The organism is Anaeromyxobacter dehalogenans 2CP-C (assembly GCF_000013385.1).
Classification (GTDB): Bacteria; Myxococcota; Myxococcia; order Myxococcales; family Anaeromyxobacteraceae; genus Anaeromyxobacter; species Anaeromyxobacter dehalogenans_B.
This window is the reverse complement of record NC_007760.1, coordinates 1,952,344-1,978,092: the sequence shown is the minus strand read 5'-3', so window position 1 is coordinate 1,978,092 and position 25,749 is coordinate 1,952,344. Positions and strand designations below refer to the sequence as shown.

Below are 25,749 nucleotides of genomic sequence, written 5' to 3'. Positions count from 1 at the left end.
TCCCGCGCGCATGATCGTCTGCCCCGTCTGCGACCACCCCCAGGCCCTCGGCTCCGAGTGCGAGGTGTGCGGCAAGCGCCTCGCCCTCCACGGCGTGGCCGGGGACGAGGTGCCGCCGCTCGACGGCCTGGAGCCGACGCTGTTCGCGGCGGTCCAGGCGCAGGACGACAGCGTGCCCGGGCTGGAGCCGACGCGGGTGGGCGAGGAGGCCTTCCCCCCGTTGCCGCCGCCGCCGCCGGACGGCCTGGCGGAGGCGCTGGAGCCGACGCGCGCCGCGCCGGTCGAGGTGGACGTCGCCCCCGCGCCGGACGTCGAGCGGACCGGGGCGGAGCTCCCCGACGCGGAGCGCACGCCGCTGCCGGCGTTCGTGACGTGCCGCTACTGCCGGACGCCGGCGATGCCGGGGGAGCGGCTCTGCGGTCGCTGCGGGATGCGGCTGCCGCTGGCCGGCGGCGCGCCCGTCGAGGCCGGCCCGGCCGGCTGGCGCTGCGGCTGCGGCGCCTGGGTGGTGACCTCCGGGTCATGTCCCGCTTGCGGGGCACGCGCCCCCGTCACGGCCGGGTAGCTCGGCGCTTGCCATTCGGCGCGCGTCCCGGCAAATTGGCGGGTCCCGCCATGAAGACCTTCAACGACCCCGAGGCCTTTGCGCGCGTCAAGCGCCTGCCGCCGTACGTCTTCACCGTCACCGACCGCCTGCGCGACGAGGCCATCGCCCGCGGCGTGGACGTGGTGGACTTCTCCATGGGCAATCCGGACGGCGCCACGCCGGACCGGATCGTGGAGCGGCTGCGCAGCGCGGTCGGCGACCCGAAGCTCCACCGGTACCTGAACCCGCGCGGCCTGCCGGAGCTGCGGGCGTCGGTGTCGCGCTGGTGGAAGCGCCGCCACGGCGTCGAGGTCGATCCCGAGCGCGAGGTGCTCGTCACCATCGGCTCGAAGGAGGGCATCGGGCACGCCCTCATCGCGATGCTCTCCGAGGGCGACACGGTCCTCGCGCCGGCGCCGACCTATCCCATCCACGCGTTCGGCGCGGTGCTGGCCGGCGCGGAGTCGCTGCCGGTGGCGGTGGGCCCGGGCGTGGACTTCTTCGAGTCGCTGGTGGCCGCGGCCGAGCGGGCCGAGAAGCGGCCGAAGGGCCTGGTGGTGAACTTCCCCGCGAACCCGACCGCGGCCGTCGGCACGCAGGAGCTGTTCGAGAAGATCGTCCGGTTCGCCGAGGCGCGGGACATGTTCATCGTGTCCGACCTGGCCTACTGCGACATCGTCTTCGACGGCCCGAAGGCGCCGTCGATGCTGGCGGTGCCGGGCGCGCGCGACCGCACGCTCGAGTTCATGTCGCTGTCGAAGAGCTACAACATGCCGGGCTGGCGCGTCGGCTTCTGCGCCGGCAACCCGGCGCTGGTGGCCGCGGCGGCGCGGGTGAAGAGCTACCTCGACTACGGCCTGTTCGGCGCGGTGCAGGCGGCCGCCATGACCGCGCTCGACGAGTGCGACGACGAGGTGGTGAAGATCCGCGAGAAGTACCGGGTCCGCCGCGACGCGCTGGTCCGCCACTTCGGCGCGGCCGGCTGGCAGGTGCCGGCGCCGGCCGCCTCGATGTTCGCCTGGGCGCCCATCCCCGAGCCGTTCCGCCAGCTCGGCTCGCTGGAGTTCTGCAAGCGCCTCATCGACGAGGCCGGCGTGGCGGTCGCCCCCGGCATCGGCTTCGGCCCGGCCGGCGAGGGCAGCGTCCGCATCGCGCTCATCGTGGACGAGCCGCGCGTGCAGCTCGCCGCCGAGCGGATCGAGAAGTTCCTCAAGAAGGGCCCGGGCGGGCGGTAGCGATGTCCGCGCCCCAGTTCTCGTCCTGGTTCCGCTGCGCGGACGGCTGCGACTTCCGCGCCGAGCTCACCGAGGTGGTCTACGAGTGCCCGCGCTGCGGCGGGCTGCTCGAGGTCGAGCACGACCGCGCCGCGCTCGCCACGCGCAGCGCCGCCGCGTGGAAGGCGCTGTTCGACGGGCGCTTCAAGCTGGGCGCCTGGCCGTACGGCTCCGGCGTGTGGGGCAAGAAGGAGTGGGTCTACCCGGGGATCGCCGACGAGAACGTGGTCTCGATGTTCGAGGGCGGCAGCCCGCTGCTCCGGATCGACCGCTACGCCCGCGAGCTGGGCCTCGACGACGTGTGGCTGAAGGAGTGCGGCGTCACGCACACCGGGTCCTTCAAGGACCTGGGGATGACGGTGCTCGTCTCCGCGGTGAAGGAGATGCGGGCCCGCGGCGCCGCGGTCCGCGCGGTCGCCTGCGCCTCCACCGGCGACACGTCGGCCGCGCTCTCCGCCTACTGCGCCGCCGCCGGCATCCCCAGCGTGGTGCTGCTGCCGCGCGGCAAGATCTCCACCGCGCAGCTCGTCCAGCCCATCTCCAACGGCGCGCTGGTGCTCGAGCTCGACACCGACTTCGACGGCTGCATGCAGGTGGTGAAGCAGCTCAGCCGCACCAAGGACATCTACCTCGCGAACTCGATGAACTCGCTGCGCATCGAGGGGCAGAAGACCGCCTCCATCGAGATCGCGCAGCAGCTCGGCTGGACCTCGCCCGACTGGATCGTGATCCCGGGCGGCAACCTCGGCAACGCGAGCGCGGTGGGGAAGGGCTTCCTGCTCATGAAGGAGCTGGGGCTGGTGGACCGGCTCCCGCGCCTGGTGGTCGCCCAGGCGGAGCACGCGAACCCGCTCTGGCGCGCCACCACCGGCGCCGGGGTGAAGCCCACCGCGGCGGTGGAGGTCGAGCCGCTCGCCGCGCGGAAGACGCTCGCGTCCGCCATCCAGATCGGCGCCCCGGTGTCGGCGCGCCGCGCCCTGCGCGCGCTGGAGGCGCTCGACGGCGTGGTCGAGCAGGCGAGCGAGCAGGAACTCGCCGACGCGGCCGCGCGCGCCGACCGGGCCGGCATGTTCACCTGCCCGCACACCGGCGTGGCGCTCGCGGCGCTCGAGAAGCTCGCCGCCCGCGGGGTGGTGAGGAGGGGCGAGCGGGTGGTGGTGATCTCCACCGCGCACGGCCTCAAGTTCTCCGACTTCAAGGTCGGCTACCACGACCAGACCTTGCCCGGCATCCGCGCCGGGCTGCCCAACCCGGCCGTCCAGCTCCCCGCCACGCTCGGCGCGGTCCAGGACGCGATTGCCGGCCGCTTCGGGCGAGGGTAGAACGCCGGGCCATGAGCACCGTCACGCCCACCCACCCCGGCCCGGAGACCGGCGCGCTGCGCGCCGAGCACGACGCGCTCGCGAAGCGGCTGGAGGTCCGCCGGTCCATCGACGTGGCCCGGCGCGGCGCCTACGAGATCTTCGCCGGCCTCATCGCCGTGGGCGCGTCCATCGCGCTCGCCTGGGACCGCTGGGGCAGGCTCAAGCCCGGCATGGTCCGCAAGGTGGCGAAGGGCCCGCCGGTGTTCCTGTACCTGGCCGTCGCGGCGGCGCTGGTGCTGCTCGCGCTCGCCATCCGCTCCTTCCTGCGCGCCCGCCGGCTGATGAGCGAGGAGGACGCGCTCTACGCGCGGTTCCGCGCCCTGCGCGAGACGCTGAGGCTGGATCCGTGAGCGCGGCGGGCGGCGGGCGCGGACGTCCGGCCGCTCGCGGCCGCTTCGTCGTCGTCGAGGGGCTCGACGGCGCCGGCACCACCACGCAGGCCCGGCTGCTCGGCGAGCGGCTCCGCGCCGACGGCCGCACCGCCCACGTCACCGCCGAGCCGTCCGGCGGGCCGGTGGGCGCGCTCGTGCGCCAGGTGCTGACGCGCCGCGTGGGCGGCGGCGGCGGCGCGGACTTCGACCCGCACGCGCTCGCGCTGCTGTTCGCGGCGGATCGCCGGGACCACCGGGCGGTCGAGATCGACCCGAAGCTCGCCGCGGGGATCGACGTCGTCTCCGACCGCTACACGCTCTCGTCGCTCGCCTACCAGGGCGCGGCGCTGGGCGAGATGGAGTGGGTCCGCACGGTGAACGCCGCGGCGGGCCCGCCCGACGCGACGCTGTTCCTCCGGGTGCGGCCCGAGGTCGCGCTCCGGCGCCGGCGCGCCGCCTCGCTCGACCGCGAGATCTACGAGGTGGGCGCGTTCCAGCGGAGGGTGGCCGCCGAGTACGACCGCGCCATCGCGCTGCTGCGCCAGGCCGGCGAGAGCGTCGTCGAGATCGACGGCGAGCGCCCGGTGGAGGCGGTGGCCGCCGCGGTGTGGGCGGCCGCCTCGACCCTGTAGCCGGCTGGCGCCCGCGCGCGGGACGGGTTACGCAGGGGGGCGATGCCCCGCACGCCCACCGCCGCCCTCGTCGTCGTCGGCAACGAGGTCCTCTCCGCCAAGGTCCAGGACGAGAACGGGCCGTACACCGCGCGCCGGCTCCGCGAGCTGGGCGTGGAGCTGGTCACCATCCGGACCGTGCGCGACCGCGTGGACGAGGTCTCCGCCGCGGTCGCGGCCCTCCAGCCGGCGGTGGACTGGGTGTTCACCTCGGGCGGGGTGGGGCCGACGCACGACGACATCACGGTGCGCGCCGTGGCGGAGGCGCTCGGCCGGCCCATGCACCGCTCGCCGGCGCTGGTCGAGACCATCCGCGCGCTGCACCGGCGCGGCCACCCGGGCACCGAGCCGCCCGAGGCGGCCCTGCGCATGGCCGACGTGCCCGAGGGGACGCGGCTGCTCGGGGACGAGGGCTACCCGACGCTCGCGCTCGACAACGTGGTGATGCTCCCCGGCGTCCCGCAGTTCTACCGCCACCAGCTCGAGCGCATCGCGCACCTGCTCCAGGCGCCCCCGTTCCGCCTCGCGTGCGTGTACCTGTCGGCGGGCGAGGGCGAGATCGCGCCCGCGCTCGACGCGGTGGCGGCGGCGCACCCGGCGGTCGAGATCGGCAGCTACCCGCGCTTCGACGCCGGGGCCGACCACCGCGTGAAGGTGACGCTGGAGGCGAAGGACGCGGCCCGGGTGGAGACGGCGCTGCGCGCGCTGCTGGCGGCGCTGCCGGCCGGCTCGATCCTGCGGACCGAGGGGCCGTGACGGCCCCGGCCTACAGCTCGTACTTGTCGATCTTGCCCGCGCCCTGGAGGATCTCCAGCGCGCCCTTGGTGGCCTTCTCCTTGTCCGTCCCCTGGAGCTTCACCACCAGTGGGGCGGCCGGACCGGCCTGCGTGGGGGGCGGGTAGACCGTCACCGCCCACGAGTCGCCGAGATCCTTGTCCACGTGTACCCGGCATTCCGTGCTTCCGATGAACGCGCGTGCCATGCTGAGTCGCTCCGAGAGGTCGTCGGGAGCCGGGAACATAGCCCAAACGAGCCCCATGAGAAAGCCGACCGTTCTGCTCCTCGTCCTGGCCGCATGCTCGTCCGGACCCCGCCTCCCCCGCGTCACCCCCAGTGAGACCGAGGTCGAGGTGCGCGGCGCCGTGAAGGGCGGCCCGTACCCGCTCGGCCGGGCCGAGCTGGCCGCGTTGCCGCAGCGATCCGTGCGCGGCCTCGACCCGGAGTCGGGCCGGGCGGCGGCCTGGGAGGGCACCTCGCTCGCGGCGCTGGTGAGCGACCGGGTGGAGCGGACCCGCGGCGCGGACGTGGTGATCGTGCGGACCCGGGATCGCCGCGCCATCCCCATCCCGCTCACGCTGGTCCGGCAGCTCCAGCCGGTGCTGGCGGATCGCGCCGACGGCCAGCCGCTCCCGGAGCGCGTCATCGCCTGGCCCACCTTCGACCAGCGCGGGCTCGAGACCGACCCGCGCGCGCGGCTCTGGTGGGCGCGCGGCGTGGTGGCGCTCGAGCTCGCGAACTCGTTCACGACCTACGGCCGGGCCCTGGCGGTCCCGGACGGCGCCCCCGACGGCGCGCGCCTCGGCGCGGATCGCTTCGGCGCGCGCTGCATCGGCTGCCACCGCGTGCGCAAGGCCGGCGGCGAGGCCGGTCCGAACCTCTCGCGCCTCACCGACCGGATGTCCGCGGACGCGCTCTACGCGCGGATGCGGGCGGGCCACCCGGGCTGGTCGGACGGGCCGGAGGATCCCGGCCCGGCGGCCGCGCGCCAGGTGTGGAGCTTCCTGCGCGCGGTGGCCGCGTTCGAGGTCGCCGGGGCCGGGGACGAGGCCGCGCCGCCCGAGAAGGATCCGGTGGAGGAGGAGCGGCAGCGGGCGCGGCCGCCCCGTCCCTAGACCGCCCAGATGTAGCCGATGCGGACGCCGACCAGCTCGGCGATCTGCTTCGCGACCTGGCGCCCGTCGCGCCCGGCCACCCACCGCGGCAGCACGACGTGGAACTCGCCGCCGGCGAGCTCGGCGGCCGAGGAGAAGAGCTGCCACCGGCTCGCCACCTCCTCGAGCGCCACCGGACCCGGCGACAGCACGTCGAGGAACACCGGCTTGGGCGCCTCGCAGAACAGGCTGGGGCGGTGGTCGCGCATCGCGCCGTGGATCACGTCGGGCGTCTCCCAGCCCGGCAGATCGGCGCGCACGCCGGCGTAGCCCGCGAGCGGGAGCGTCTCCGCCATCAGCCGGATGAACGCCTCCTTCTGAACGTCGACCACGGGCTCGACGGTCTGCTCCAGCATGGCGGCTCCCCCGTCCGGACGGCCGGCCGCCGGCGCCGCGCGCACCTCCGCCCGGATCACACTCTGGGGCCGCGCGTCGCGGGGGGCATCCCCCGCCGCCGGGCGAGCGCACCGACCGTGGTGACGCGCCGGTGACAGCGGCCCGCCAAGCTCGGGGGCTCATGCCGCGCGACCCCGACCGCATCGACTGGCTCCCGTCACTCCCGTTCTTCGCCGCGCACCTCGTCGCGCTGGCCACCCCGTGGCTCGCGCCGTTCGAGTGGCGCTGGGGCGCGCTCGCCGCCGCGCTGTACGCGGTGCGCATGTTCGCGGTGACGGCCGGGTACCACCGCTACTTCTCGCACCGCAGCTACCGGACCTCGCGCGCGTTCCAGCTCGTGCTCGCGGTGCTCGGCGCGAGCGCGGCGCAGAAGGGCCCGCTCTGGTGGGCCGCCCACCACCGCGACCACCACCGCCACTCCGACGGGCCGGAGGACGTCCACTCGCCGCTGGAGCGGGGGTTCTGGTGGAGCCACGTCGGCTGGATCCTCTCGCGCCGCCACCACGAGACCAAGCTCGACCGCGTGCGCGACCTCGCGCGCTACCCGGAGCTCCGCTGGATCGACCGCCACCACCTGGTCCCGCCGGCCGCGCTCGCCACCGGGCTGTTCCTCGCCGGCGGGCTGCCGGCCGTGCTGTGGGGCTTCTTCGTCTCCACGGTGGCGCTCTGGCACGGCACGTTCGTCATCAACTCGCTCGCGCACGTGTTCGGCCGCCGCCGCTACGCCACCGACGACGGCTCGCGCAACAGCCTGGTGCTCGCGCTCGTCACGCTCGGCGAGGGGTGGCACAACAACCACCACTTCTACGCCGCCAGCGCGCGGCAGGGCTTCTTCTGGTGGGAGATCGATCTCTCCTGGTACGCGCTGCGCGGGCTCGCGGCGCTGCGCGTGGTCCGCGACCTGAAGGTCCCGCCGCCGCAGGTCCGGCTCGCGCACCTCCGCACGGCGGCCCCGCCGTCCACGGTGCACGTCGAGGCGCTCTGAGCGGCTCGCGCTAGAGGAACACCGAGCCGCGCGCGGCCACGTCCTCGTCCAGCATCGCCTGCAGCGTGGCGCGGACCGTCTCCGCCAGCTCGCCCACGCGCGCCGCGTCCTCCGCCTCCGCCGGCGAGCGGCCGGCCAGCGAGATGGGCGGGCCGAAGCGCAGCGACCAGCGCGAGGGCAGGGGCAGCATCGCGGCCGGCGCGAGCCGGAGGAGCGGGCTCGCGGTGAGCAGCGGCAGCCCGAGGCGGTCCGCCAGCCAGCCGGTGCGCGAGATGCCGGGGGCCGCCTCCTCGCTGCCGACGATGGCGCAGGGGACGATCGTCGCGCCGGCGCGGAGCGCCACCTTCGCGAATCCGCCCCGGCCGAGCCGCTGCAGCCGGTAGCGCTCGCTCCACGGCTTCCGCGCGCCGGCGCTCCCCTCGGGGAACACGCCCAGCGCGCCGCCCTCCTGCAGGATGCGCCCCGCCGCCTCCGGCGTGGCGCGCACGGCGCCCAGCCGCACCGCCAGGCCGCCCACCACCGGCAGGTCGCACTCGCGGTCGTCGAGGAGCGGGCGGAGGTCCCGGTGCGCCGGGTGATCGCGGCGCAGCGCGTGCCGCAGCACCAGCGCGTCCCAAGGGACGACGCCGGCGTGGTTCGCGACCACCATCACCGCGCCGCTCGGCGGCACGTGCTCCGCGTCGCGCACGGTGGTCCGCCACCAGGTGGCGTAGAGCAGCTCGACGAGGGGCTCGGCCCGCTCCGCCAGCCGCGGGTCCATCCCGTGCCGGTCGAGCCGTCCGGGCGGCTCGAGCAGCCGCGCCAGGTCGAGCGCGGCGCCCAGCTTCGCCGCCACCGCGGGGGCGAGCCGCGCCGCGGCCTCGGTCACCTCGCGCCGCGCCCCGGCCAGCCCGGCGCGCGCGGCGAGGTCGCCGACCCGGGCCTCCAGGCCGTCGAGCGCCGACTCCAGCCGCCGCTCCACGTCGGCGAGCCGCGCCTGCGCGCCGGTGCGGTCGGCCGGGAGCCTCCGGGTGCGCTCCGGCGCGCCGGGCGGCGCGCCGGGCGGCGGCGTCGGGGCGGGGACGGGCGCCGGTGCAGCGGCCGCTCCCGGGACCGGCGCCAGGGGCGGGAGCGCCGGCTCGGGCGCCGGCGGAGCGGGCACCGGTGGCCCGGCGGACGCGGCGGGGGAGGGCGGCGCGGCGGGCGCGCGGGGCGCAGCACCCCGGGTGAACGGGTCGTTGCCGAGCACCGGGCGCGGGGCCGGCCTCGCGGCGCCGGGCGCGCGCGCGGGCCCGCGCCGACCCGCGGCCTTCCTCTTGCCGGTCCCTCCCGCCATCGCGTCCACATAGACGCACGCGGCCGCGGGCGTCAAACGTTCGCTGGGGGAGCCGCCGCGTCGGATCGCCGTGGTACGAACGGGCGCCATGCCGCGCATCCACGTCCTTCCGCCCGGGCTCGTCAACCAGATCGCCGCGGGCGAGGTGGTCGAGCGGCCGGCCTCCATCGTCAAGGAGCTGGTCGAGAACGCGCTGGACGCCGGCGCGACCGCCATCGGCGTGGACGTGGAGGAGGGCGGGCTCGCGCTGGTCCGGGTGGCGGACGACGGCTCGGGCATGGACCGGGACGACGCGCTGCTCGCGCTCGAGCGGCACGCCACCAGCAAGCTGCGCGACGCCGAGGGGCTCGCCGCCATCGGGACCATGGGGTTCCGGGGCGAGGCGGTGCCGGCCATCGCGTCGGTCTCGCGGTTCCGCCTCGACACCTCGCCCGGCGAGGACGGCGCCGGGACGCGGGTCGAGATCGAGGGCGGCGTGCTGGGCGAGGTGGCGCCGGTGGCCCGTCCGCGGGGCACCACCGTCGAGGTCCGCGACCTGTTCTTCAACACGCCGGCGCGCCGCAAGTTCATGCGCGCCGCGTCCACCGAGGCCGGCCACGTGTCGGAGGCGGTCATCCGGCTCGCGCTGGCGCGGCCGGACGTGGGGTTCACGCTCCGCTCCGGCGGCCGGCTGGTGCTCGGCGCGCGCGCGGGGGGCGGGCTGGCGGACCGGGCCGGCCAGGCGCTGGGGCGGGAGGCGCACCGGCACCTGCTCCCGGTGGACGCCCGCCGCGGCGAGGTGCGCGTCCACGGGCTCATCTGCTCGCCCGACCACTCCGAGGCGACCGGCCGGGCGCTCTACCTGTTCGTGAACGGGCGCTACGTGCGCGACCGGGCCGCCGCGCACGCGGTGCTCCGGGCGTTCGCCGGGACGCTGCCGCCCGGGCGCCACCCCGCCGGCGTGCTGTTCGTGGAGCTGCCGCTGGACCGGGTGGACGTGAACGTGCACCCGCAGAAGCTGGAGGTCCGGTTCGCCGAGGGGCGCGAGGTGTTCGACGCCCTGTTCCACACCGTGGCCGGCGCGCTCCGGACCGCCCCGTGGCTTCGCGCGCGCCCGCAGGCGGCGCCCGCGGGCGAGGGCCCTCCGGCCGGCGGCGAGGCGGTCGCGGTGCCGCTGGCAGGGGAGGACGCGGCGGCGGTCCTGGCCTGGGCGCGCGCGGCCCGGCCACCGGAGGGCAGCGGGGCGACGCTCGTCCAGCCCGCCCCGGGCGCCTGGGCCACCGGCCGGCTCGCGTTCCCCATCGCGCCCGCGCCGGACGCCGGGCCGGAGGCGGCGCCGCGGCCGGAGGGGTACTTCGCCGGGCTGCGGTACGTCGGGCAGCACGCGCGGACGTACCTGCTCTGCGAGGCGCCGGGCGGGACGCTGGTGGTCATCGACCAGCACGCCAGCCACGAGCGGATGCTGTTCCACCGGCTCAAGGAGGCGTTCCGGGCGCGCCGCATCCCGGTCCAGCCCTACCTGCTCCCGCAGGTCGTGACGCTCCCGCCCGCCGCGGCGCGCGCGCTCGAGGCCGGGCTCGCCGAGCTGGGCCGGCTCGGCTTCGACGCCGAGCCGTTCGGCGGGGACGCGTTCGCGGTGAAGGGCGCGCCGGCGGCGCTGGCCGGGGTGGACCTGACGGCGCTGCTCACGGACCTCGGCAGCCAGCTCGCGGACGTGGAGCGCGGCAGCGCGGTGGACGACGCGTTCCACGACCTGCTCGCCACCATGGCCTGCCACGCGGCGGTGCGCGCGAACCAGGACGTCTCGCCGGAGGAGGCGCGGGCCCTGCTCGACGGGCTCGACGCGATCGACTTCAAGGCGCGCTGCCCGCACGGCCGGCCGGTGGTGTTCGAGCTCTCGCTCGCCGATCTCGAGCGCCGCGTCGGCCGCCGCTAGGGCGCCGCAGGGTTCACGGGGTCGATGGGGGAAAAGGGCAGCTCTCGGCGCGGCTGAAGTCGAATCCGAGGTGTGCGAGCGAACCGCGCCGAGAGCGTCCCAGCGGTGAAGCGCGCGATCGGAGCCTGGAAAGGGGGGGGAATCCAGGGACCGCCGCAGCGTTACCGGGCGCCCCTTACGCAATCGCCGTGCCCCGGAACGGGTGCCGGTAAGTCGAGGAACTCAGGCGACTTTACCGGACGGGCGCCGTCCCTGCGGGCGGCCTGGCCTTTCAAATATGCAGCGTGGATTGCAGAGATGAAATCCCTGGATGCCGGAACGGGTGCGGCAGCATCCCTTGCGCCGGAGGGCTGAAGAAAGCTCCGTCTCGCGCGAGGTGTGCGCCGGCGCGCACGCGCGAGCGCCTGCAACCGCAGCAAAATCCGCCCGAGCACGATCGGCACCGCGGATGCAAACACCGGCGGGCGTGCAGGGCACGATCACAGGCAAGGACGTGATCCGTCACTCGTTCACCATCCTCCGGCTTTGGGGGCCGACGGTGTACCTGCGCTGCCTCCGCGCCATGGTGAGCGGGCGGCGCTGCACGTTCCTGGGCGTGGTCGCCGGCGAGCCGACGAACGCGCCGCGGGCCGGCTAGCGGGCGGCCCGCCCCGGCGCCTCGCGCGCGGCGCGGAAGAACCGGGTGGACGCCCCCCCGCCCCTTTGGCAGAGTCCGGCGCGTGCCGCCCCCGCGTGACCCGCGCTACCGCCCGTTCCGGCTGGCCCTCTGGGCGCTCTACTTCACCGTCATCGCGGTCGCGCTGGCGGTGGTCCTCACCAGCATCGTGCGGAACCTGCGCGGGCCGCACCGCCCCGCCGCCACCGGCGCGCTCCCCACCCGCGCGGCGCTGCGCGTGTGCGTGACCGAGCTCGAGGCGCTGCACGCCGAGCAGAACCACCGGGCCTGGCGCCTGGCGGACGAGGTGGGCGAGGGCGACGCCATCGCGCGCTGGGAGGTCTGGGCGCGCGAGTGGGAGCAGCGGGTGGACGACCTCGCCGACCGCTGCCGGCTGGACGCCCGCGATCCCGACCCGCAGGGCTTCGGCGGGCGCGAGGAGCTGGCGCGGGCCCGCGAGGCCGTGCTCCAGGTGCACCGGGCCTACCGGGCCCAGGTGAACCGGTTCGCCCAGGAGGAGGCGGACCTGGCCCGGCGCGCCGCGCAGGCGCTGCGCCAGGCGCAGGAGGCCGTCTCGAGGCCGCCGGAGCGCGGCTAGGGGCAGCCGTCCGTCCCCGGCACCAGCAGGAACGTCCAGCGGTACACCTGCGTCTCGAAGCCCGGCGCGGCGCTCCGGTTCGGCAGCGCGGCCTCGTCGGCCGGCGCGTAGAAGTTGTTCGAGACCACCAGCTCCACCACGTGGACCGTGCCGGCGGTGCGCGGCGCGTGCTGGTAGGGCAGGAACGTGAACGGCGAGGGATCGCGGGTGAGGACGGTCTGGTCGGCGCTCGCCGGCACCGACTCCTGCCGCACCCACGAGGCGCCGCCCTGGGTCGGCTGGTAGTCCACGAACCAGCGGACCTCGACCTGCTCGAGCGTGTTCGTGTCGAGGAGCTGCGCCTGCAGCTCGTAGCGCGGCTCGGCGCCGGCGCAGTCGGCCGGGACGGTCACGAGCGGCACGCCCGCCGCGGCGACGCCGTTCACGGTGATGCCGTCGGCCAGGATGCGCGGGGGCGTGATGGTGCCGCCCTTGGGATAGTCGGGGAGCGGCTGCGGGAGCGGGCAGCCGGCCAGCGCCAGCGCGAGCGCGCCCAGGGCCGCTGCCAAGCGGGGACGGTTCACGCCTCGGTCTCCTCGTCGTCGGGCGGCAGGACCTGGCCGCGCCGCTCGGCCTCGAGCTTCTCGAGGTGGCGGAACACGGTGCGCGGGTCCACGCCCAGGTCCTTCGCGGTCTTGGTGCGGTTCCCGGCGTTCCGCTCCAGCACCTCGTTGATGTACCGCTTCTGGAACTCCTCCTTGGCCTGGGCCAGCGGGAGGATGGGCTCGAGGATCTCCGGGCGCAGGTCGAGGTCCTCCGCGGACACCAGCGCGCGGTCGGCCAGCACCACCGCCTTCTTCACGCGGTTCTCGAGCTCGCGGATGTTGCCCGGCCAGGCGTACTTGCGCATGGCCACGAGCGCGCCCGGGGTGAACCCGCGCACCCGCGCGGTGAACTCCTTCGCGTACTTCTGCAGGAAGTACTTGCCGATGACCACCACGTCCTCGCCGCGATCGCGGAGCGGGGGCAGGTGGATCGCGACCACGTTCAGCCGGTAGTAGAGGTCCTCGCGGAAGGTGCCCTTGCGGATCTCCTCCTCGAGGACGCGGTTCGTGGCGGCCACCACCCGCAGGTCCACCGCCTCCGGGCGGTTGTCGCCCACCTTGGTGACGGCGCGATCCTGCAGCGCCCGGAGGATCTTCACCTGGAGCGCGAGCGGCATGTCGCCGATCTCGTCGAGGAACAGCGTGCCGCCGTGCGCCGCCTGGAACTTGCCCATGCGCGTCGCCACCGCGCCGGTGAACGCGCCCTTCACGTGGCCGAACAGCTCCGACTCGAGCAGCGCCTCGGGGATCGCGCCGCAGTTCACCGCCACGAACGGCCCGTTCGCGCGCGTGGAGCGCCGGTGGATCTCCCGCGCCACCACCTCCTTGCCGGTGCCGGTCTCGCCGGACACCAGCACCGAGATGTCGGTGCCGGCCACCTTCTCGATGCGCCGGTAGACCTCGCGCATGGACGCGCCGGCGCCGATGAGGTCGCCGTACTGGCGCGAGGCCACCGCCTCCTTGAGGGAGAGGTTCTCGCGGCGCAGCGAGTCGAGCAGCATGGCGTTCTGCACCAGCAGCGACGCCTGCGCGGCGAACGGCGCGAGCAGCTCGAGGGCGCGCTCGTCGAACAGCGAGACCACGTTGTCGTTGCCCAGGTAGATGACGCCGAACACCTCGCCCTTCTGCATGAGCGGGGCGCACATCACCGAGCAGAGCTTCAGGTTCACCACCGACGTCGAGCCCGACCACTCCGAGTCGTGCAGCGCGTCGGCCACCACCAGCGCGCGGCGGGTCTCGACCACGCGCCGGATGATCGAGTCGGAGACCCGCTCCACCGCGCCCTCGATGGTCTCGCGCGCCACGTTGCGCGCGGCGCGGACGCTCATCTCCCCGTCCTCGAGCAGGATCAGGAAGCCCTTGTCCGCGTGCGTGACCTCGAGCAGCGCGTCCATCAGCTCGTCGAGCAGCCGGTTCAGGTCGGTCGCGCCGAGGAGCCGCTCGGAGAAGCGCACCAGCGTCTCCAGCGCCTGCAGCCGCTGGCCGGCGATGGGCCGGGCCGAGGGCAGCGGCGTGCGCGCCACCGCCTCGAAGGTGAGCTCGGTGCCGGCCACCCGGATCCGGTCGCCCGGCCCCAGGCGCCAGGCGCCGCGCCGCTTCCCGTTCACGGTCATGTCGGAGCGGTCGTGGGCGGCGGCGTTGTAGTCCTTCCCGTCGAAGTGGATGTGCAGCGCGGTGGCGGGCAGCGCCGGGTCCTCCACCGCCACGTCGTTCTCCGGGTCGCGGCCCACGCTGGTGATGCGCTTCACCAGCGCCACCTCGCGCTCGGAGCCGTCCGGTCCTCTCACGATGAGCGTGGCCACGGGTCCCTAGTACCTCCACTCGAGCTTGAGCGACGCGCCGGCCGGCTCGCCGCCGGGCGCCATCTCGGTCTCGACGATGGGGACGAAGTGCCGGTGGGCGTCCCAGACCCCGTAGCCGTACAGCGCCCAGAACATCGCGGCCGACACGTACTTCACCACCTCGACGTTGCGGAGCACCCGGCGGTCCGAGTCGCTGTAGGGCGGGTTGGAGCAGCCGGGCTGGCCGGAGGTGCAGGTGCGGGTCCGGTCGTCGGCGAGCTGGTTGTGGATGACGATGGCCGCGATGTTCACGGCGCCGAGCGCGATCTGGCCGGCCGCGATGGCGGTGCCCTTGGCCCGGTCGCCGTTCTGGAACTGGCCGGCGCCGAACGGCATCCAGTTGAACAGGTACAGGCGCTCCTGCACGCGCACCACCTTCGTCGGCGGCCCGGTGCGCAGCTGCTCCTCGCTGAGCAGCCGCCGCTTGGCCTCGTCGGCCAGCCGCTGCTGCTCGCGGAGCGCCCGGCGCCGCTCGCGCAGCGGCGCCAGCGCCGGCTCGTGCTCCTTCTTCACCCGGTCGAAGAACTCCACGATGGCGGGCGGCACCAGGAACGGGTCGAGCGCGTAGTCGGGATCGTGCGAGAGCAGGTTCACGAACGCGGCGCGCGCCGCGGGGAGGTCGCCCAGGTTGAACTCGGAGATGCCGAGCATCCGGTACGCCTCGACCGCCTCGTCGTCGGTGAGCGCCGGGTCGCCTGCGAGCATCTGGCGGAGCGCCCCGGCGGCGTCGCCGTACGCGCCGAACTCGAAGCGGTCCTTGGCCCGCTTCAGCTCGGGGGGCGCGAGCAGCGAGAGCGCCAGCAGCAGGGGGATCGCGTTCACGGGGACTCCTGGGCCTGCGTCGCCGCCACGGTCACCTCGCCGCCGGCGCGCAGCTTCACGTCGAGCGTGCGGGCGGGCGCGCCCGCGAGGTCGAGCAGGATGCGCGCGGGCGCCTCGTAGGGGCTCTCGCCGCCGGCCGGGACGGCGACCAGGAACGGCGCGCGCTGCGACTCGCCGGCGGTGCCCACCAGCCGGCCGTCCAGGTAGACGCGGGTGGCGGGATCGCCCTCGACGCGCAGCCGGGCCGGGCGGGGCTCGAGCGGCACGCGCAGCTCGCCCTGGCGCGCGGCCTCCTCGGCGGAGATGCGCCGCACGAACGGCGAGCAGCAGGCGTGCTCGACCTGGATCACGTGCGGTCCCGGCGCGAGCTCGAAGCGGACGAGCTGCTGGTCGTGCGCGACCTCGACGCCGTCGAGGAGCGCGCGCTGGGCGTACGGGCGGACGTGGACCGTGAACGGGACGGCGGCGGCCGCCGCGTGCGGGGCGGCGGCGGCCGGCGTCCCGGCGCCGGGCGCGGAGGCGCCCTGGGCGCCGGCGGGCGCGCGCGCCGGGGGGGCCGCGGCCTCGGTCGCCGGCGCCGGGGCGGGCGCGGGCTCCGGCGCGGCGCGGGCCACGGCCGGCGGCGGCGGCCGGGGCGCGGGCGCGAGCGCGGCCCGCAGCCGGGGCCCGACCGTCAGCGCGACCGCGCCCACCGCGGCCAGCACCGCCAGCGCCGCGCCGGCGATCGCCGCGGCCCGGCGCAGGCGCCGGCGCCGCGCCAGGCGCGCCAGCTTGGCCGGGACCTCGGCGTTGGCCGGGTCGATGGCGAGCACGCGGTCGTAATACCCGAGCGCGCGCGCGGCGGCGCCCTCGGCGGCGGCCGCGTCGCCGAGCGCGACGAGCGCGGCCCCGGCGCGCGCCGGGAACGCGGCCTTCACCGCGGCCGGGTCGCGCAGGAACGCGAGCAGCGCGTCGCCGGGCCGGTCGATCCCGACCTCCGCCAGGATCCGGTCCAGCGCGTCGCGCACCTCGACCATGCTGGCCGGGCGCTTCGCCGGATCCACCTGGAGGCAGCGCCGGATCAGCGCGGCGAGCGCGCCGGGCACCCGCGGGTCGGCCTGGCGCGGGTCCTCGAAGTCGCCCTCCAGCACGCGCCGCAGGATGGCGGTGGGGTTGGACGCGGCGAACGGCAGCTTGCCGGTGGCGAGCCAGTACAGGATGGTCCCGAGCGAGAACACGTCGCTGCGCGCGTCGGCGTCGTGCCCCTCCACGATCTCGGGCGCCATGTGGTGGGGCGAGCCCACCAGCGCGCCGGTCATGGTCATGCGCTCGTCGGAGGCGAGGATCCGGGCGATGCCGAAGTCGGCGAGCTTCACCGAGGGCGGCTCGTCCTCGTGGACCAGCACGTTCTCCGGCTTGAGGTCCCGGTGGATGACCCCGGCCGCGTGCGCGTGCGCGAGCGCGTCGGCGAGCGTCCGCCCCACCAGCATGCCGAGCTCGGGGAAGCCGAAGCCGACCCCGGCCGCCCAGGCGCGCAGCGTGCGGCCGCGCACGAACTCGGTGACGAGGTAGCTCTCCACCGCCGCGTCGCCGGCGTAGTCGTAGATCTCGACGATCGACGGGTGGGACAGGCGCGCCACCGCGCGCGCCTCGCGCGAGAAGCGGGCGCGCGAGTCGGGCGCGGAGGCGAGGTGCGGGTGGAGCAGCTTCACCGCGACCTCGCGATCGAGCGCGGTGTCGCGGCCGCGGTAGACGACCGCCATGCCGCCGCTCCCCACCTGCTCGAGGAGCTCGTACCGGCCCAGCATCCGGATCACCGCAGCGTCCCCCCGACGGTGGGGGTGCGCCGGTCCGGCCGGAGCGGGAGCGCGTTGCCTGCGACCACATGCATCTGAGAGGGTTCCTGGGCGCCCGCCTCCAGCGCCCGATCACGACATCCGTGGCGGGGTGAGGGGCGCCACTATGACACGGCCGCCCGAGCCCGGCCACAAGTCGTCCGCCGTGGTCAGGGGCGGGTGGGGCGCGCCCCCTACCAGGCGGGCAGGGCGCCCGCCCCAGAGCCGGGGAGCAGGTGCTCAGACACCAGCGCGCGCACCGTGTCCGGCATGGCCGCGGTCGAGATCGGGTGGCGCGGGCGCCAGCCGAGCGCCGCCAGCCGCGAGGTGTCGTAGTAGTGGTCCGCGCTCATCCAGTGGAGCGCCTCGCGCTCGATGCGGGGCACGAGCGCCGCCGCCACGCCGGTGCGCGACGAGAGCCGCCCCCAGCCGCGCGCGAGGCGCCCGTTGACGCGGGCGAGCAGCGCGCGATCCGGCACGTGGCGCACCAGCCACAGCAGCGCCGAGGTGAGGCGCGGCGCGGTGGGGAGGACGCGGCCCGGCTCGTAGCCGAGCGCGGTGAGCGCGGCGGCGAGGTGCTCGGCGAGCGGGAGCGGCGCCTCGTCGGCCACGTTGAACGCGCGGCCGCGCACCGCGCCGGCGTCGGGGTGCTCGAGGACGTGCACCACCGAGCGGGCGAGGTCGTCGAGGTGGAGCAGGTGCGCGACCGGGCCCCGCCGGATGATGGGCACCCGCCGCCGCCGCTGGTTGAAGAGCGCCACGAGCGCGAGCACGCGGAGCGGGCCGCCGCGCAGCGACGGGCCGTACAGGACGGTGGGGCGGAGCACGGTGAGCGGAGCGCCCTTGCGGAACGCGGCCCAGCTCGCCTGCTCGGCCGCCCAGCGGACCCGCTCGTGCGCGGTGCGCGGCGCCTTCAGCTCGCCCTCGCGGCAGGGCAGGTTGCGCGGGCGCCCGTACACGCCGGCGGTGGAGACGTGAACCAGCCGCGCGGCGCCCGCCCGGTGCGCCAGCTCGGCGGCCGCGCGCGCGGCGCCGGCCTCCACCGCGATGCGGGCCGGCTCGGGGAGGTCGCGGGGGGTCCGCACGCCGAGGTGGACGACGGCGCGGGCCGGCGCCTCGCCCGCGCCGCGGAACCCCTCCGCGGAGAGCGCCACCGGGCGCGGGCTCCAGCCGGCACGCGCGAGCTCGGCCGCGACCGCGTCGGCCACGGCGCCGCCTGAGCCCGTGATGAGCGCCACCCCCGCCATCTCGCGAGTGTAGCAGGCGCCCGGGGCGGACCGCGCGGCCCCGGGCGCCATGGCCCCGTCGAAGGATCCGTCCCCGGGCTAGACCCGGATCTCGTCCGGCTTCTTGGCGGGCGGCGTGGGCGTCGCGCCGGGCTTCTTCTCGCCCTCGGGCTCCGGCGCCGCCGGCGGCTTGCGGCCGACCGGGTTCTCCTCCAGCGCCGCCTGCAGCACCTCGTCCATGTGCGCCGCGAAGACGAACTCGAGCTCCTTGCGCGCCTGCTCGGGCACGTCGAGCAGGTCCTTCTCGTTGCGCGCCGGGATGATGATCCGCTTGATGCCGGCCCGGTGCGCGGCGAGCACCTTCTCCTTGATGCCGCCGACCGGGAGCACCAGGCCGCGCAGCGTGACCTCGCCGGTCATGGCGACGTCGGAGCGCACCCGGATGCCGGTGAGCAGCGACACGAGCGCGGTGAGGATGGTCACGCCGGCGCTGGGGCCGTCCTTCGGGATGGCGCCCGCCGGGAAGTGGATGTGCAGGTCGGTCTTCTCCAGGAAGTTGACCGGGATCCCGAGCGAGTCGGACTTCGAGCGAAGGTACGAGAGCGCGGCCTGCGCCGACTCCTTCATCACGTCGCCGAGCTGGCCGGTGAGGGTGAGCGCCCCCTTGCCCGGCATCTTGGTGGCCTCGATGAAGAGGATGTCGCCGCCCGCCGCCGTCCAGGCGAGGCCGGTCGCGACGCCCGCGATCTCGGTCCGCTCGGCCGTCTCGTTGTAGAACTTCTCCGGCCCGAGGATCTCGAGGACGTCGGCCTCCTCGATGGAGCGCTTCGCGGAGGCGCCGATCTTGCCGCTCGCCACCTCCACCGCGATGGCGCGGCAGACGTCGGCGATGCGCCGCTCGAGGTTGCGGACGCCGGCCTCGCGCGTGTACGCCATGATGATCTTGATGAGCGCCTTCTCGCTGATGGCGATGGCGTCGGCGCTGAGCCCGTGCTCCCGCAGCTGCTTCGGGATGAGGTGGTTCTGCGCGATGTGCACCTTCTCCTCGAAGGTGTAGCCGGGCAGCTCCAGGATCTCCATGCGGTCCTTGAGCGGGCCGGGGATGGGATCGAGCAGGTTCGCGGTGCCGATGAACATCACCTTCGACAGGTCGTAGGACAGGTCGAGGTAGTGATCCGAGAACGCGTGGTTCTGCTCGGGGTCGAGCACCTCGAGCAGGGCCGCCGAGGGATCGCCGCGGAAGTCCGCCCCGAGCTTGTCGATCTCGTCGAGCATCATCACCGGATTCACCGTCGCGGCCTTCTTCATCGACTGGATGATGCGGCCGGGGAGCGCGCCCACGTAGGTGCGCCGGTGCCCGCGGATCTCGGCCTCGTCGCGCACGCCGCCCAGCGACAGCCGCACGAACTTGCGGCCGGTGGCGCGCGCGATGGACTGGCCGAGCGAGGTCTTGCCGACGCCCGGCGGGCCCACGAAGCACAGGATCGGCCCGCGCATGTCGTTCTTCAGCTTGCGGACCGCCAGGTACTCGAGGATGCGCTTCTTGATCTTGTCGAGGCCGTAGTGGTCGGTGTCGAGGATCTGCCGCGCGTTCTCGATGTCGAGGTTGTCGTCGGTCCGCTTGGTCCAGGGCAGGTCGGCGATCCAGTCGAGGTACGTCCGCGCCACCGTGTACTCGGAGCTCGCGGTCGGGATCGACTTCAGCCGGTTCAGCTCCTTCTGCGCGACCTTCTCCACCTCGGGCGGGAGCCCGGCCTTCTTCAGCCGCTCCTGCAGCTCGTCGAGCTCCTCCTCCTCCTCGCCGAGCTCGCCCAGCTCCTCCTTGATGGCCTTGAGCTGCTGGCGCAGGTAGTACTCGCGCTGCGTCTTCGACATCTCGCCCTTCACGGCGGAGTCGATCTTGTTCGAGAGCTTCAGGATCTCGCGCTTGCGGTTGAGCAGCTCGAGCACGAGCTTCATCCGCGCCTTGAGCTCGACCGTCTCGAGGACCTGCTGCTTCTCCTCGATGGGCACGTCCACGTTCGCCGCGATGAGGTCGGCGAGGTGGCCCGGGTGCGTGATCGACTCGACCAGCTCGGTCGCGGCGGCCGGGAGCTCGGGCATGAGCTCGATGACCTCGCGCGCCAGCTTCTTCAGGTTGATGGCGAGCGCCTCGACCTCGACGTCGTCCACCACCGAGCGGTCCTCGACCGCCTCGATGCGCGCCTTGAGGTACGGGCTCTCCTGCACGAGCTCGAGCACCTTGAAGCGGGCGAGCCCCTGGACGACGAGCGAGTAGTTGTCCTCCCCCATCTTCAGGAGCTTCACCACGCGCGCGACGGTCCCGACCGTGTAGAGGTCGGCCGCGCCCGGGTCCTCCTCCTCGGCCCGGCGCTGGGTGACGACGCCGATGACCTGCTCGTCGCGGACCGCGTCCTTGATGAGCGCGATGGTCTTCTGGCGGCCCACCGCCAGGGGCAGCACGCCCCCGGGGAAGAACACCGAGTTCCGCAGCGGGAGGATCGGCAGCACCGCCGGGATGTCCTCCTTGTTGATGAGGACCGGAGGCCCCATGGCCGGGGCCACCTGCGCCCCCGCCCCCGCGCCCTTCTTTTCCTTGTCGGACATCGCCGTCTCCTTCCGCTCGCGCACCGATCAGGGATACCCGTCGCCTGCGCCGTTATCAACAAGAAGCAAGTGGTCTTCCGAGCGCTTGCGCCCGTTTTCCGCGCGCGCGATCCGCCGCGCGCGGCGACCCGTCCAGCCGCAGGGGCCGCGCGCCCTCAGGGCTCGTTCAGGGCCGTCCGTCCGGGGCGAGAGATCGTCTTCCCGTCCGGCTCGCCGCCGGGGCCACCGGGATCCCGGCGGACCGGGCCCTCGCTGGGCGCCCACAGGCCGGTGCGGCGCTCGTCGTCGCCCGAGCCCGACACGTACCGGCTCCGGGCGGGCAGCTGCTCGGGTGCCACCCCGGGCCCATCGGCGGGCGACCACGCGCGCTTGGCAGTCATGCCCTCTGGATAAGACCGACTTCCCGAAGGGCAAGCGCGTGGGCAATTTCGCACCCGTGCAGCCGGGTCAGACCGCGCTCGCGATCGGCGCGGGAACGCTCGCCGTCCTGGCGGTGACCCTGCTCGCCCTGCTGCTGCGCGCGCGCCGGCCGGGGGTGCCCGCCGAGGCGCGGGCGCTGCTCGCGCAGGTCCCCGGGGCGCTCGGCGACGCGGCGCTGCTGCTCGACCCCGAGGGCTTCGTGGTGGCCGGGAACGCGGAGGCGGCGGCGCTGGCCGGGCTCGCCCCGGATCGGCTGCGCGGCGCCCGGGCGTCGGTGATCCTGGGCGAGGACCTGGCGGTGCTGCAGCGGGGCGCGGCGCGCGGCCCGAGCGCCGCGCGCGTGCAGCTGCGCACCCGGGGCGGCGCGGCGCCGGCGCGCGCGGTGGTGGTGCGGGTGTCGTCGCGGCCGCCGCGCGACCTCGCGGTGCTGCGGCCCGACCCGGCGCTCCCGCGGCCCACCCCGCCGCCGCTGCCGCCGGCGCGGCCGGGCGCGGGGCCGTGCTCGGCGGATCTGGGCGCGATCGCCGCGGCGCTCCGCGAGCCGCTGGCGCGGGCCTGCACCGCGGCCTCCATGCTGCGGCTCCTCGCGCCCCGCCTGGCGCTCGGCGCCGGGGAGCTGGCGCGCCTGGAGGGCGCCCTCGGCGATCTGGAGCGGCGCCTCGGCGCGCTGGGGGCGACGTCGGGCGGGAGCGCCGTCCGGCCGGTGGATCTCGCCGCCGCGCTCGGCGAGCTCGCGGCGCAGCTTCCGGCCGGCGTGCGGGTGCGCGCGGCGCTCGAGCCCGCGCCGGTGCTGGCGGACGAGGCGCGCCTCCGCGCGATGCTGCGCGAGCTGCTGCGCGCCATGTGCGAGGCGCTGCCGGCGGGCGGCGAGCTCACCGCCACCGTGGCGGTGCGCCGGGGCGCGGCGGTGCTGGAGCTCGGGCGCGCCGGCGGGCGGGGCGCGGGCGAGGCGGGCGCGGCGGCGCTGGCACGTGCGGCGCTCGGCCCCGAGGGTGCGCGGGTGGAGGAGGAGACCACACCCGGGCGCGGACGCGTGCTTCGCCTCGTGCTTCCGCTCGCGGCGCCGCAGGCGGCCCCCGCGCACGCTCCCACCGCGGGTGCGACCGGCCCGAGCTTCGTTTGACGCACGCAGGAGGGGTCGATAGCATCCACCGCGCGTTCCGTCCGGTTCCGCGCACCCCCTCCCAGGAGCCCGCATCCTCCGCCTCGGTCACATCAGCGACCTGCACGTGGCCGACCGCGGCCGCTACCCGCGGAACGGCTTCGCGGCGCGCGACTGCGAGCGCCACTCGGCGCGGCTCGCGAAGGGGCTGCTCGACGCGCTGCGGGAGATCGGGGTGGACCACCTGGTGGTCACCGGCGACCTCACGTTCTCGGGCGAGCCGCGCGAGTTCGAGCGCGCCGCCGAGCTGCTCCGGCCGTTCGCCGAGGCGGGCAAGCTCACGGTGGTGCCCGGCAACCACGACGTGTGGACCGAGGAGTCGGTCGAGACGGGCCGCTTCCTGCGCGCGATCGGCCCGGACGGCAAGGGCATGAAGAAGGCCGCGCCGTCCTATCCGCAGGTGGTCCCGCTGGGCGACGAGGCGGTGCTCGTCGCGCTCGACAGCGCGCGCTACGGCGACGACCCCTGGACCACCCCCGGCCGGCTGGGCGGCGAGCAGCTCCGCGCCGCGCGCGAGCTGGCGCGCGAGCACGCGCGGCTGGGCCGGGCGGTGCTGCTCGCGTTCCACCACCACGTGGTGCTCCCGCCCGAGCGCGTGCCGTCCGACGCGCACGTCTGCCGCATGCCGCTCGCCGACGCCGACCAGGTGGTCCGGCTGGTGGCCGAGGTGCCCATCGCGGCGGTGCTGCACGGGCACCGCCACACCGCGTTCCGGGTGGACCTGCCCGGCGCGGCCGGGCCGACGCCGGTGCTCTGCGCGGGCTCGGCGTCGCGGACCGCGGACGAGCCGGTCCGCAGAGCCCGCGCCTACCTGTACGAGGTCGATCGCACCGGGGTCCGCAGCGTCGAGGCCCTGGTCGCCGGCACGGAGTGAACCCATGAAGAAGCTGCTCATCGTCGCGCTCCCGCTCGGGCTCGCGATCCTCGGGGGCGCCTCGGTCCTGTCCGGCCAGCGCGCCGCGCAGGCCACCGCCGAGTCGCGCCTGGAGCGCGCCCGCCTGAAGCGCGAGTTCGCCGAGCGCGCCGCGCTGGCGCGCGCCCTGCCGCCGGAGCGCGCGGCGCAGTGGTCCGACGAGGCCACCTCGCTGCTGGGCTGGTACTTCACCGGGCTGAAGGAGATCCAGGGCCGGTTCCCCGGCGTGGAGCCCGCGCCGGCGGCGCTCGCGTCCGCCGAGGCGGAGCGCAAGGGCAAGCTGGCCGACAAGGACCGCGCGGCCATCGAGGACTTCCAGAAGTACGCCGACGGGCGCGCCGCGCTGCTGAAGGCCCGCTGGGCGCCGGTGCAGTCGGTGCAGGCGAACGGGCTGCGCCTCGACCTCGTCGCGATCGAGCCGGGCGCGTCGCCCGGCGGCGGCCCGGGCCTGCGCATCGACTTCGCGCTGTGGGGCGCGCCGCGGCTGGTGGACCGGGAGAAGACCGGCGACCGCACCGTCACCCGGGTCATCTCGCCGGTGTCCTTCGACAAGATCGGCTTCCGGTTCCTCGACGCGGCCGGCAAGCCCTACGGCGAGATGAGCGGCCCCGGCGAGCCGTACCAGAAGCTGGTGGACGCCGAGCGCTTCGTGGAGGACTTCCCGCCGGGCGTGATGTTCGGCACCTGGTGGGTGGAGCTGCTGCCCCGCGAGGCGGCCACCGTGGAGCTCGACCTGGGCGTGAACGTCCGCGGCGCGGGCGGCTCGTCGGTCCCGGCCGCCTTCCACGCGTCCATGCCGGTCGCCGAGGCCTGGAAGATCCCGCCAGGCGCGGTGTACCAGGCCGAGGTCCGCGAGGCGGCGCAGTAGCCCGTGGCCGACCCCAAGGCGAAAGCGGCGAAGCCGGCGAAGCCCGCCGCGGCCGGGGCCGCGAAGCCGAGGAAGACCGGCAAGCCGACGCCGGCGGCGAAGGCCGCCGCGGCCGGGGCGGGCGCCGCGAAGGCGAAGCCGCCCCGGCGGACCGCCCGTCCGCGGGCGCCGGCCCCGAGCCGGCCGCCGCTGCCGGAGCCGTCCGGCGACGCGCCGCTGCACGAGCTGTCGCGCGACGGCCTCTCGGTCCTGCTCTACGTGGCGCTCCTCCCGGACGAGACGCGCGCGCTCGTGAAGGAGCTCGGCCTGAGCGTGCCCGGGTTCCGCACCGACGCGCTCTCCGACGTGGAGCGCTGCGACGTGCTCGCCGACGAGGTCCGCGCCGCGCCCGCCACCCGGGCGCGCGTGCTCGACGTGCTCCGGAAGGAGTTCGGCGGGATGCCGCTGCCCGAGACGCCGCTCGGGCCGCGCGACGCGGACGACCTGCTCGCGGTGGGCAGCTCGGACCACGGCCTGGCGCTCGCTCTCTGGCGCGTGCTGGCCGACCCGGCGCCGGCCGTGCGCGAGCGCGCGCTCCCGCTGCTGGAGCAGCTCGCGAAGGAGTACTACGGGCCCGCGCCGGAGGGCGCGGGGCCGCGGGGCGCGGAGGCGAAGGCGCCCTCGCCGGAGCAGGAGGCCGCCGCGGCCGCCGCGCGCGTGCAGGCGCTGGAGAAGTCGCTCGAGCGCGCCGAGCAGCAGGTCGAGTCGGTGCGGCGCAAGGGCGAGGAGCAGCGCGAGAAGCTCCAGGAGTGGCTGAAGGAGGCGCGCGCCCGCGCCGCGCAGGCGGTGGACGAGGCGGCGCGCGCGCGGGAGTCCGCGGACGCGGCCGGCCGGGCCCGGGAGCGGGCCGAGGCGGCGCTCGCGGCGGCGCAGGCCACCGACGCGGCCGCGGAGGCCGCGAGGCAGCGGGCGTCCGCGCGCGAGCTGGAGGGCAGGGTGGCCGCGCTCGACGCGAAGCTGGCGCGGCAGGCCGCGCGCGAGGCGGAGCTCGAGACGGCGCTGCGCGAGGCGCGCGCGGCGGCGCAGGCCGCGCCGGCCGGCCCGCCGGCGCCCGCGGGCGGCGAGGCGGACGAGCCGGAGGACGCGCCGGCGTCGTGGCTCATGCCCGTCTACACCCGCGAGTTCTACGATTCGCTCGCCGGCTGGGACCGCCGGATCCAGCGCGCCGCGTTCAAGCAGGCCGCCCTGCTCGCGCAGGACCACCGCCACCCGAGCCTCCGCGCGATCCCGCTCGAGGGGCTGCCCGGCTACTACCGCGTGCGGGTCGCGACCGACGTGCGGCTGCTCTACCGGCGCGGCGAGCGGCAGAACGAGATCGAGATCCTCTCGCTCATCGACCGGGAGGACCTCGACCGGTTCGTGCGCCAGGCGAAGACGCGGCAGTGAGCCCGT

At 75.8% G+C, this 25,749-nt stretch carries 25 protein-coding genes; 15 read left to right on the top strand and 10 right to left on the bottom strand.

Features of this window, described 5'->3' with window-relative positions; genetic code table 11:
* The first annotated feature begins 10 nt into the window (after positions 1 to 10).
* From ADEH_RS08960 to ADEH_RS08935, 6 genes are read left to right on the top strand one after another with little or no spacing between them, the layout of a single operon-like run.
* Positions 11 to 565, top strand: a complete 555-nt coding sequence (locus tag ADEH_RS08960) for a hypothetical protein (RefSeq protein ID WP_011420781.1) — start codon at positions 11 to 13, stop codon at positions 563 to 565.
* A 50-nt stretch (positions 566 to 615) separates the two neighbouring features.
* Positions 616 to 1,821 carry an aminotransferase class I/II-fold pyridoxal phosphate-dependent enzyme gene (locus ADEH_RS08955; RefSeq protein ID WP_011420780.1) on the top strand — a complete coding sequence of 402 codons (1,206 nt, stop codon included), beginning with the start codon at positions 616 to 618 and terminating at the stop codon, positions 1,819 to 1,821.
* Positions 1,822 to 1,823: 2 nt separating this feature from the next.
* Positions 1,824 to 3,182, top strand: coding sequence for a threonine synthase (thrC, locus tag ADEH_RS08950; RefSeq protein WP_011420779.1), 1,359 nt, complete (start codon positions 1,824 to 1,826; stop codon positions 3,180 to 3,182).
* A gap of 11 nt (positions 3,183 to 3,193) precedes the next feature.
* Positions 3,194 to 3,574, top strand: coding sequence for a hypothetical protein (locus ADEH_RS08945; RefSeq protein ID WP_011420778.1), 381 nt, complete (start codon positions 3,194 to 3,196; stop codon positions 3,572 to 3,574).
* The gene (tmk, locus tag ADEH_RS08940; RefSeq protein WP_011420777.1) at positions 3,571 to 4,227 is read left to right on the top strand and encodes a dTMP kinase; all 657 of its coding nucleotides are present in this window, start codon (positions 3,571 to 3,573) and stop codon (positions 4,225 to 4,227) included. The genes ADEH_RS08945 and tmk overlap by 4 nt, the downstream gene beginning before the upstream one ends.
* Positions 4,228 to 4,269: 42 nt before the next feature.
* Entirely contained in the window at positions 4,270 to 5,022 is a 753-nt protein-coding gene (locus ADEH_RS08935; RefSeq protein ID WP_011420776.1) for a competence/damage-inducible protein A, read from the top strand.
* 10 nt (positions 5,023 to 5,032) lie between these two features.
* Here ADEH_RS08935 and ADEH_RS08930 read toward each other — a convergent pair whose 3' ends face one another.
* Positions 5,033 to 5,206, bottom strand: coding sequence for a hypothetical protein (locus tag ADEH_RS08930; RefSeq protein ID WP_232287460.1), 174 nt, complete (start codon positions 5,204 to 5,206; stop codon positions 5,033 to 5,035).
* 97 nt (positions 5,207 to 5,303) lie between these two features.
* On the opposite strand from ADEH_RS08930, the gene ADEH_RS08925 reads away from it, so the two are divergent.
* Positions 5,304 to 6,158: a c-type cytochrome gene (locus tag ADEH_RS08925; RefSeq protein ID WP_041453443.1), complete on the top strand. Its 855-nt coding sequence runs from the start codon at positions 5,304 to 5,306 to the stop codon at positions 6,156 to 6,158.
* Here ADEH_RS08925 and ADEH_RS08920 read toward each other — a convergent pair.
* Positions 6,155 to 6,553 carry a hypothetical protein gene (locus ADEH_RS08920; RefSeq protein ID WP_011420774.1) on the bottom strand — a complete coding sequence of 133 codons (399 nt, stop codon included), beginning with the start codon at positions 6,551 to 6,553 and terminating at the stop codon, positions 6,155 to 6,157. The genes ADEH_RS08925 and ADEH_RS08920 overlap by 4 nt on opposite strands.
* 161 nt (positions 6,554 to 6,714) lie before the next feature.
* Between ADEH_RS08920 and ADEH_RS08915 the strand changes: the two genes are divergently transcribed.
* The gene (locus ADEH_RS08915; RefSeq protein ID WP_011420773.1) at positions 6,715 to 7,578 is read left to right on the top strand and encodes an acyl-CoA desaturase; all 864 of its coding nucleotides are present in this window, start codon (positions 6,715 to 6,717) and stop codon (positions 7,576 to 7,578) included.
* A gap of 10 nt (positions 7,579 to 7,588) precedes the next feature.
* Here ADEH_RS08915 and ADEH_RS08910 read toward each other — a convergent pair whose 3' ends face one another.
* A complete protein-coding gene (locus ADEH_RS08910; protein ID WP_232287459.1) occupies positions 7,589 to 8,719 on the bottom strand; it encodes a lysophospholipid acyltransferase family protein in 1,131 nt (376 codons plus the stop codon).
* Positions 8,720 to 8,981: 262 nt separating this feature from the next.
* Between ADEH_RS08910 and mutL the strand changes: the two genes are divergently transcribed.
* The 3 genes from mutL to ADEH_RS08895 all read left to right on the top strand — a co-directional run bounded on the left by mutL (position 8,982) and on the right by ADEH_RS08895 (position 12,061).
* On the top strand, positions 8,982 to 10,808 hold the full coding sequence (gene mutL, locus ADEH_RS08905) for a DNA mismatch repair endonuclease MutL (RefSeq protein ID WP_011420771.1): 1,827 nt from the start codon (positions 8,982 to 8,984) through the stop codon (positions 10,806 to 10,808).
* A gap of 448 nt (positions 10,809 to 11,256) precedes the next feature.
* Positions 11,257 to 11,445 (top strand): hypothetical protein, encoded by a 189-nt coding sequence (locus tag ADEH_RS08900; RefSeq protein WP_041453442.1) that lies wholly within the window; start codon positions 11,257 to 11,259, stop codon positions 11,443 to 11,445.
* Positions 11,446 to 11,527: 82 nt separating this feature from the next.
* The gene (locus tag ADEH_RS08895) at positions 11,528 to 12,061 is read left to right on the top strand and encodes a hypothetical protein (protein WP_011420769.1); all 534 of its coding nucleotides are present in this window, start codon (positions 11,528 to 11,530) and stop codon (positions 12,059 to 12,061) included.
* Here ADEH_RS08895 and ADEH_RS08890 read toward each other — a convergent pair.
* The 7 genes from ADEH_RS08890 to ADEH_RS08860 all read right to left on the bottom strand — a co-directional run bounded on the left by ADEH_RS08890 (position 12,058) and on the right by ADEH_RS08860 (position 21,335).
* Positions 12,058 to 12,624, bottom strand: a complete 567-nt coding sequence (locus ADEH_RS08890; protein WP_011420768.1) for a hypothetical protein — start codon at positions 12,622 to 12,624, stop codon at positions 12,058 to 12,060. The genes ADEH_RS08895 and ADEH_RS08890 overlap by 4 nt on opposite strands.
* On the bottom strand, positions 12,621 to 14,447 hold the full coding sequence (locus ADEH_RS08885; protein WP_011420767.1) for a sigma-54-dependent Fis family transcriptional regulator: 1,827 nt from the start codon (positions 14,445 to 14,447) through the stop codon (positions 12,621 to 12,623). The genes ADEH_RS08890 and ADEH_RS08885 overlap by 4 nt, the downstream gene beginning before the upstream one ends.
* A 6-nt stretch (positions 14,448 to 14,453) precedes the next feature.
* Positions 14,454 to 15,308 carry a tetratricopeptide repeat protein gene (locus ADEH_RS08880; protein ID WP_011420766.1) on the bottom strand — a complete coding sequence of 285 codons (855 nt, stop codon included), beginning with the start codon at positions 15,306 to 15,308 and terminating at the stop codon, positions 14,454 to 14,456.
* On the bottom strand, positions 15,305 to 17,095 hold the full coding sequence (locus ADEH_RS08875; protein WP_011420765.1) for a serine/threonine-protein kinase: 1,791 nt from the start codon (positions 17,093 to 17,095) through the stop codon (positions 15,305 to 15,307). The genes ADEH_RS08880 and ADEH_RS08875 overlap by 4 nt, the downstream gene beginning before the upstream one ends.
* Before the next feature lie 221 nt (positions 17,096 to 17,316).
* Entirely contained in the window at positions 17,317 to 18,369 is a 1,053-nt protein-coding gene (locus ADEH_RS08870; RefSeq protein WP_041453441.1) for an NAD-dependent epimerase/dehydratase family protein, read from the bottom strand.
* Positions 18,370 to 18,447: 78 nt separating this feature from the next.
* Positions 18,448 to 20,955 carry an endopeptidase La gene (gene lon / locus ADEH_RS08865; protein WP_041453842.1) on the bottom strand — a complete coding sequence of 836 codons (2,508 nt, stop codon included), beginning with the start codon at positions 20,953 to 20,955 and terminating at the stop codon, positions 18,448 to 18,450.
* A 155-nt stretch (positions 20,956 to 21,110) separates the two neighbouring features.
* Positions 21,111 to 21,335, bottom strand: a complete 225-nt coding sequence (locus tag ADEH_RS08860; RefSeq protein WP_041453440.1) for a hypothetical protein — start codon at positions 21,333 to 21,335, stop codon at positions 21,111 to 21,113.
* A gap of 56 nt (positions 21,336 to 21,391) precedes the next feature.
* Here ADEH_RS08860 and ADEH_RS08855 point away from each other — a divergent pair, with 56 nt between their 5' ends.
* From ADEH_RS08855 to ADEH_RS08840, 4 genes are all read left to right on the top strand, one after another.
* Entirely contained in the window at positions 21,392 to 22,498 is a 1,107-nt protein-coding gene (locus ADEH_RS08855) for a hypothetical protein (protein WP_232287458.1), read from the top strand.
* Positions 22,499 to 22,604: 106 nt separating this feature from the next.
* Positions 22,605 to 23,411, top strand: a complete 807-nt coding sequence (locus tag ADEH_RS08850) for a metallophosphoesterase family protein (RefSeq protein ID WP_011420761.1) — start codon at positions 22,605 to 22,607, stop codon at positions 23,409 to 23,411.
* Positions 23,412 to 23,415: 4 nt separating this feature from the next.
* Entirely contained in the window at positions 23,416 to 24,318 is a 903-nt protein-coding gene (locus ADEH_RS08845; protein ID WP_011420760.1) for a hypothetical protein, read from the top strand.
* Between the two features lie 3 nt (positions 24,319 to 24,321).
* Positions 24,322 to 25,743 (top strand): type II toxin-antitoxin system RelE family toxin, encoded by a 1,422-nt coding sequence (locus ADEH_RS08840; RefSeq protein WP_011420759.1) that lies wholly within the window; start codon positions 24,322 to 24,324, stop codon positions 25,741 to 25,743.
* Positions 25,744 to 25,749 lie beyond the last annotated feature (6 nt).